Below are 7,996 nucleotides of genomic sequence, written 5' to 3'. Positions count from 1 at the left end.
TGAAAAGCACCCCGACGAGGGGAGTGAAATAGAACCTGAAACCGGATGCCTACAAACAGTCGGAGCCCGCAAGGGTGACGGCGTACCTTTTGTATAATGGGTCAACGACTTAGTGTAACTAGCAAGCTTAAGCCGGTAGGTGTAGGCGCAGCGAAAGCGAGTCTGAATAGGGCGATTTAGTTAGTTGCATTAGACCCGAAACCGAGTGATCTAGCCATGAGCAGGCTGAAGGTTGGGTAACACCAACTGGAGGGCCGAACCCATAACTGTTGCAATAGTTCGGGATGACTTGTGGCTAGGGGTGAAAGGCCAATCAAACTCGGAAATAGCTGGTTCTCCGCGAAATCTATTTAGGTAGAGCGTCGACCGAATACCCTCGGGGGTAGAGCACTGGATGGGCTATGGGGACTCACCGTCTTACTGATCCTAACCAAACTCCGAATACCGAGGAGTACTAGTCGGCAGACACACGGCGGGTGCTAACGTCCGTCGTGAAAAGGGCAACAACCCTGACCTCCAGCTAAGGTCCCCAAGTCATGGCTAAGTGGGAAAGGATGTGAGGATCCCAAAACAACCAGGATGTTGGCTTAGAAGCAGCCATCATTTAAAGAAAGCGTAACAGCTCACTGGTCTAAATAAGGGTCTTTGCGCCGAAAATGTAACGGGGCTAAAGCCATGCACCGAAGCTGAGGATATGCCGTAAGTGCATGTGGTAGCGGAGCGTTCCGTAAGTCTGTGAAGGCGGACCCGTGAGGGCTGCTGGAGATATCGGAAGTGCGAATGTTGACATGAGTAACGATAAAGGGAGTGAGAGACTCCCTCGCCGAAAGACCAAGGGTTCCTGCTTAAAGTTAATCTGAGCAGGGTTAGCCGGCCCCTAAGACGAGGCGGACACGCGTAGTCGATGGGAACCACGTTAATATTCGTGGGCCTGGTGGTAGTGACGGATCTCGTGTGTTGTTCAACCTTATTGGATTGGTTGGGCGGCGAAGAGGTTCCAGGAAATAGCTCCACCGTATAGACCGTACCCGAAACCGACACAGGTGGTCAGGTAGAGTATACCAAGGCGCTTGAGAGAACTATGTTGAAGGAACTCGGCAAATTGCACGCGTAACTTCGGAAGAAGCGTGACCCTTTTGTACGCAAGTATGATGGGGTGGCACAGACCAGGGGGTAGCGACTGTTTATCAAAAACACAGGGCTCTGCGAAGTAGCAATACGACGTATAGGGTCTGACGCCTGCCCGGTGCTGGAAGGTTAAAGGGAGGGGTGCAAGCTCTGAACTGAAGCCCCAGTAAACGGCGGCCGTAACTATAACGGTCCTAAGGTAGCGAAATTCCTTGTCGGGTAAGTTCCGACCTGCACGAATGGCGTAACGACTTCCCCGCTGTCTCCAACATAGACTCAGTGAAATTGAATTCCCCGTGAAGATGCGGGGTTCCTGCGGTCAGACGGAAAGACCCCGTGCACCTTTACTATAGCTTTACACTGGCATTCGCCAAGGCATGTGTAGGATAGGTGGTAGGCTTTGAAGCAGGGACGCCAGTTTCTGTGGAGCCATCCTTGAAATACCACCCTTATCTTCGTGGATGTCTAACCGCGGTCCGTTATCCGGATCCGGGACAGTGTATGGTGGGTAGTTTGACTGGGGCGGTCGCCTCCGAAAGAGTAACGGAGGCGCGCGATGGTTAGCTCAGACCGGTCGGAAATCGGTCGTCGAGTGCAATGGCATAAGCTAGCCTGACTGCGAGACTGACAAGTCGAGCAGAGACGAAAGTCGGTCATAGTGATCCGGTGGTCCCGTGTGGAAGGGCCATCGCTCAACGGATAAAAGGTACGCCGGGGATAACAGGCTGATGACCCCCAAGAGTCCATATCGACGGGGTTGTTTGGCACCTCGATGTCGACTCATCGCATCCTGGGGCTGGAGCAGGTCCCAAGGGTATGGCTGTTCGCCATTTAAAGCGGTACGTGAGTTGGGTTCAGAACGTCGTGAGACAGTTCGGTCCCTATCTGCCGTGGGTGTAGGAATATTGACAGGATCTGTCCCTAGTACGAGAGGACCGGGATGGACGTATCTCTGGTGGATCTGTTGTCCTGCCAAGGGCATAGCAGAGTAGCTATATACGGAATGGATAACCGCTGAAGGCATCTAAGCGGGAAACCAACCTGAAAACGAGTGTTCCCTATCAGAGCCGTGGAAGACGACCACGTCGATAGGACGGGTGTGGAAGCACAGCAATGTGTGAAGCTTACCGTTACTAATAGCTCGATCGACTTCTTCGTTCCCATTGAATATGTTCATCAAGCCAAGCTTGATGATCTGTTTTGTCCTGACGCCCGAAGGGCTCCGGACGGGCCGCGCCATAAGGCGCGACGGACTAGCGTCCTGTATGGCTGCCATGCTCACTGTTGAGCAAAGGCTGAATACGGACCGGTCACAGAAAGACGTGTAAATTAAATAGAGCCTTGGCTCTCCAGCTTCTCGAAACAACAGTTTCCATGTGAAAACATGAACTAGGTTGCTTTGGCCACCTGGTCCCTCATATCAGAGGTGACCGTATGGCCGATTGGCGTCCCCGTGAGCGACAAGCGAACGGGATAAGGCATGCCAATCCAAAAAAGAGCAACATATGTTCATGCGTTCCGCATGAACATATGTTGCGTTTTGCCGACCTGGTGGTTATCGCGGGGCGGCTGCACCCGTTCCCATTCCGAACACGGCCGTGAAACGCCCCAGCGCCAATGGTACTTCGTCTCAAGACGCGGGAGAGTAGGTCGCTGCCAGGTCTGCAAAACGCAACACAAATCTTCTCATTCACAAAAACCGGCACAAAGCCCAAATCAAAAGGCCGCATCAAGCGGCCTTTATGCTATAATAAAACCAGTCAACGCGGGGTGGAGCAGCCCGGTAGCTCGTCAGGCTCATAACCTGAAGGCCGCAGGTTCAAATCCTGCCCCCGCAACCACTGAAACTTGCAAATTCGCCCACTCGGGATATTTGCGACGAAGCTCCCCCTCATATGAGTCGAGGAGCTTTTTTTGTTCCTACGTCTCCAGTTCGCCGGCGGAAGCGTTCCTCAAAATCATGCGCGTGGAGTAGCTTCATACGTTCTTCGAGGATGGTAAAGGTCTCCATCGCCGCCAGGATCAATGCGATCTGGCCGCACACTTCGAGTGAGGCCGACCGATGGTTCGGGGACTTGCCGATCACCACTTTCTGGATGACTGGCGAAGGATATTGATGAAGGGCTTCTCGCCGCAGCATCGGTATACTCCCGGATATAGACAGTTCATGACGGTTATCGTTCACGCACAGCCTCATCGAGTGATTTGGCGATCGGTGACAGTAAGTACTGGATGATTTTTCTCTGGCCCGTCTTGATTTCGGACTGCACAGACAATCCAGGTCCCAACTTGTGCTCCTTGTTTTGCACATTAATGGTTGTCGCAAGCAAGCGGATGCGCGCGGCGTAGACGAGACCCGGTTGGACTGGCCGCCCCTTAGCGTCTTGTTCAGCCGCAGGAGGTTCCGACAGGTCTATGGCGTCCCGGCTGATGCTTTCGACAACGCCAGGCACCAAGCCGTAGTCTGTAAAGGGGAAAGCTTCCAGCTTGACTCGCACCTGCTGACCTTCGCGAACGAAGCCGATGTCTTTGTTTAGCACATAGGCTTCGACCTCAAGGCCCGTACCATCCGGAACGACTGTCATGAGCGCCTGCGCAGGTTGCACAACGCCACCAATTGTAGCGAGCGCAAGCTGCTGTACCGTTCCTGAGACCGGGGCCCGCAATTGGAGCATTTCTCGGCGACGGCTCATCTTACGCAGTTCCTCAGCCGCGAGCGCAGTTTTGTCTCGCGCTTGAAGCAGATCGTCGACTGCGGTTTTGGTGAATGTTTCGCGCAATTTGCGTATTTCTGCCTCAAGCGAGGTTGCTGCGGCCAATGCCTGCTTCGCTTTGGCAAGCTGTATTTCGATGTTTTGCGTGTGTTCAACCCGTCGTTGTTCATAGTCGAGTAGATTGAGCTTGGCGAAAGTGCCTTGCTTGGTGAGTTCTCGGCGTGCTTCGAGCTGTTCGTCAACCAGTGGAAGCGTTTGGCGCAACTTCGCGATTTCAGCCTTGGTTGAGTTGCATTCGGCCTGACGCTGGGCAATTTGCTGCTTGAGGCTCGCAACCTGTGCTTCATATTCTGCAATGGCTGTCTGTACGAACTGTTTTTCGACGAGTTCGTTCGCGAGCGGTGTGCCTTCCGGGAAAACGTATTTCCCCAAGCCTCCGTCAAGATAGTTCAAAAGGGCAGTATTGCGCGCTTCGACAGTCGCTGTCGCGCAGCGCCGATGGTGGGCGCATCATCGAATTGCCCGGCGGACGCTGGCGGTTTGTTCCGAACGAGAACGTCAGCGGTCCGATCAGCTTCAGCTATATGATCGGTGATGGCCGTAAGACGTCGACCGGAAAGATCATCTTCAACATCGCCGCCGTGAATGACGCGCCAATCGCCAATGCTGATGGAGCCGGCACGATGAACGATCCGGAAGGTGTCTTCCGGACGAAACAGAATCAGACAATTGTCGTCGATTTCTCCGCACTCGTCGGAAATGACCGTGATGTCGAAGCCGACAGCTTCGAGATTGTCGAGATATTGGATGCCGACCAGGGTACAGTCGTGCAGGTTGGCTCGACGGCAGTGTTCACCCCAAATGCAGGCTATATCGGGGACGCTGGCTTCCACTATCGCGTCACCGACAGCCACGGCGCTTCCAGCATTGGCTACGCCACGCTTCTTGTGATGCCTCTTGTACCACTGCCGATCCCGGTTTCGGATTTCGGGTTCGAGGTGCTAGAGGACAGCTTCATCGACATAGAGCCCGCAGCACTGATGGCCAACGATTATGTGCCGGAAGGATCGACCATTACCTTTGTCGGCCTTGAGGGAGCGGCGCGCCTCGAAAGCGGAACTTATCGCGTAACCCCCGCCGCTGACTTTAATGGCGAGCTGATACTAAGTTATTCAGTTCAGAATGAGCAGGGTTTCCCGGTTTCGACGACAGTCACCATCAATGTTCTGCCGGTTGCCGACGCACCGGTTGCCCGCGCGGATACGTTGGAGATGAACGAGGACTTGCCACTCACCGTCTTTGCCAGCCAATTGCTCGCCAATGACAGTGATGCAGACAGGCAGGCCTTTGTTTTTACACGCGTTGTCGGTGCTTCGGGTGTTACGGTAAGCGATCTTGGCTTTGGCCAACTCCGGATCATGCCTGGGACGGATTTCAGCGGTGCGGCCTGGTTCGATTATGAAATCGAAGACAGCACCGGACGGACGGCAACGGCGCGCGTCGACATCGCGATTGCGCCGGTCAACGATGTTCCTGTCATTGCTGCTATGCCGGTTCTTAAGGGAACCGAGGACCAGCCTTTCCGGGCGACGCTGCCAAACGGCTTTGTCACCGATGTCGACGGCGATGCGTTGCTGGTCGAGTTGCGCGGGAAGGGCGGTTCGGCTCTACCATCGCCACTCACATATGAGCACGAGACCAGGACGCTCAGTGGCATACCGCCGACCAATTTCAACGGCTTGGTCCAGCTTGAAATTGCCGTCTCGGACGGGAAAGCCCACACGGTCAGAGACCTATTGGTCTTCATTGCTCCGGTCAACGACACGCCGGTTGTCACAGATTTGCTTCCTGATATTGAAGTCGATGAAGACCGCTCCTTCTCGGTTGCACTCCCCACCCGTTCCTTTTCTGATGGTGATGGCGATGATTTGAGCTACGCTGTCAGCCTCACCAATGGATTGCCACTTCCAGCGTGGATGTCAGTCGTCAACGGCAATCTGATCGGCACGCCGCCAGCGAATTTTAACGGGGTCATCGAACTGGCAATGACCGCCAGCGATAGCGCATTATCCGCCACCGGGAATTTCCGTTTCCTGGTCCGTCCCGTCAACGACGCGCCGGTTCTGGTTCATGCCTTGGCTGACTACACCGGACAGCAGGCTCGCCCGATCGATGTGGGGCTGGACAAGTCGATTTTCGCGGATGTTGACGGAGATGCTCTGGTTTTCACTGCTCAGCTGGCGGACGGCGGCCAACTGCCGAGTTGGCTTACCTTTAACGGTAGTGGTTTCATTGGAACGCCGCCCCAGACCTATTTCGGCTCGCTCGATATCGAGGTCGCCGCAAGCGATGGATCGCTCGTGACATATGGTCTGTTCCGACTTTCCATCGTCCCCACCAATCAGGCGCCGGTGCTGGCGCGGCCATTGCCAGATGTTTCTGTGCAGGAAGACCACGAGATTTCCTTTGCTATTCCCGCAGGCGCGTTTACAGATGGCGACGGCGATCCGCTGACCTATTCAGCGGTACTCGCCAACGGCAATGCATTGCCTGAATGGTTAACCTTCGACGGCACGTGGTTCACCGGAACGCCACCGGCCAATTTCAACGGTGTGATCGCTATTGCTGTGACGGCTGGCGATGGCCTGCTATCGGCGACAAGCACGTTCCGCTTGACTGTTGCGCCGGTTAACGACGCTCCCGTTCTCAAGCTGCCGCTTGCTGATGTAAGCTCGCCCGAAGATACGCCAGTGGATATCTCGATCTCCGCGACAGCCTTCACCGATGTTGATGGTGATCCTCTGGTTTATTCCGCAACCTTAGGCGACGGCAAAGCTTTGCCGAACTGGTTGAATTTCGACGGTGCCCGGCTCACAGGCATGCCGCCCGTAAATTACAATGGCGCCATCGATATTAAGGTCACGGCAAGTGAGGGATCAATTTCGGCTACAAGCATGTTCCGTTTGACTATCACTACTGTCAACGATGCGCCGGCTATTGCAAACCTACTCCCGGACGTCGTGTTGCCCAGTAAAGCGCCCGTCTCGATCCCGATTCCCGTTGATATTTTTAAAGACGCTGATGGAGACGGCTTGACACTTTCGGCAACACTGTCCGATGGCAAACCGCTCCCTTCCTGGCTCCGCCTCTCGAACGGCCGGATCTTTGGGACACCGCCGAGCAATTTTACCGGCGCGCTTGACATCCAGGTCACGGCGAGCGACGGCGCGTTGAGGACAAGCGATGTTTTCCGGTTGACTGTCAAGGCGACCAACGTTGCTCCGGCGGTCGCGGTGCCGTTGCGGGATGTGAGTCTGCCCGAGGACACGGAGGTTTCTATTACGATCCCGGCAGGCAGTTTCACCGATAGAGATGGCAATCCGTTGATATACACAGCCAAGCTGTCCAGTGGCGCTATATTGCCTTCATGGTTGAAATTTGACGGCACGACGTTCACAGGTACGCCGCCGGCGAATTACAATGGTGTATTCGATATCAAGGTGACGGCTAGCGACGGATCGCTTTCGGTGGACGATGTCTTCCGCCTGACAATCAAGCCAGTGAATGACGCGCCAGTTCTGACGAAACCTCTCCCCGATGTAAACATGGTTGAGGACAAAGCCGTTTGGATTACGATCCCGGCGGGTAGTTTTACCGATGTCGAAAAAACCTCACTGACCTACTCGGCAGCCCTCTCGGACGGTAGTCCACTGCCATCTTGGCTCATATTCAATGGCCTCACGTTCATTGGAACACCACCTCTGAACTTCAACGGAATATTCGATATCAAGGTCACTGCGAGTGACGGTTTGCTGTCCGTGAGCGACGTATTCAAGCTCGTGATTACTCCAGTGAACGATAAGCCGGTCGCGGTAAATGATGGTCCTTTCTCTGTCACTCGAGGTGAGACCTTGGCAGGTCCAACTGGAGCCCTGCTCGGAAACGACGTCGATCCTGACGGCGATCCGTTGTTCGTTCTGTCGGTCGGTGGGGCCCGGATGGGTACCGTGAAAATGGGTGCCGATGGCCTGATCCAATACACCCCAGATTTCGGTTATGAAGGGACAGATAGTTTCGTTTATCTGGTCAGCGATGGCCGTCTCACTGCGTTTGCAGCAGTCAGGCTCACCGTATCAAGTCCTTTCGATGGGTGG

At 54.8% G+C, this 7,996-nt stretch carries 2 protein-coding genes, 1 tRNA gene, 2 rRNA genes and 1 pseudogene (1 of these 6 only partly in view); 4 read left to right on the top strand and 2 right to left on the bottom strand.

The window, feature by feature from the left end; all coding sequences use genetic code 11:
* From O3W47_RS04725 to O3W47_RS04715, 3 genes are all read left to right on the top strand, one after another.
* Positions 1-2,286, top strand: a 23S ribosomal RNA gene (locus O3W47_RS04725) (it extends 514 nt beyond the left edge of the window).
* 389 nt (positions 2,287-2,675) lie between these two features.
* Positions 2,676-2,790: ribosomal RNA gene (gene rrf / locus O3W47_RS04720) — 5S ribosomal RNA — on the top strand.
* 102 nt (positions 2,791-2,892) lie between these two features.
* Positions 2,893-2,969: transfer RNA gene (locus tag O3W47_RS04715), tRNA-Met, on the top strand.
* Between the two features lie 50 nt (positions 2,970-3,019).
* Here the strand turns inward: O3W47_RS04715 and O3W47_RS04710 are convergent.
* Both O3W47_RS04710 and O3W47_RS04705 read right to left on the bottom strand, forming a co-directional pair.
* Complete coding sequence (locus O3W47_RS04710) at positions 3,020-3,268, bottom strand: hypothetical protein (RefSeq protein WP_269313114.1); 249 nt, start codon at positions 3,266-3,268, stop codon at positions 3,020-3,022.
* 34 nt (positions 3,269-3,302) lie between these two features.
* A complete protein-coding gene (locus O3W47_RS04705; protein ID WP_269313113.1) occupies positions 3,303-4,295 on the bottom strand; it encodes an HlyD family type I secretion periplasmic adaptor subunit in 993 nt (330 codons plus the stop codon).
* Between O3W47_RS04705 and O3W47_RS04700 the strand changes: the two are divergent.
* Positions 4,181-7,966 (top strand): annotated as a pseudogene (locus O3W47_RS04700) (tandem-95 repeat protein); the annotation flags it as partial. The gene O3W47_RS04705 and the pseudogene O3W47_RS04700 sit on opposite strands and share 115 nt — an antisense overlap.
* Positions 7,967-7,996: the final 30 nt, after the last annotated feature.

This window comes from Agrobacterium sp. LMR679, from assembly GCF_027157905.1.
In the GTDB taxonomy this organism is placed as follows: Bacteria; Pseudomonadota; Alphaproteobacteria; order Rhizobiales; family Rhizobiaceae; genus Agrobacterium; species Agrobacterium leguminum.
Note: the sequence above shows the minus strand (reverse complement) of the source record. Positions and strands in the feature narration are given on the sequence as shown.

Bases quoted from the DNA above. Each gene is read 5' to 3' on its own strand.
- O3W47_RS04710 (WP_269313114.1), bottom strand. From the start codon at position 3,268: ATGCTGCGGCGAGAAGCCCTTCATCAATATCCTTCGCCAGTCATCCAG.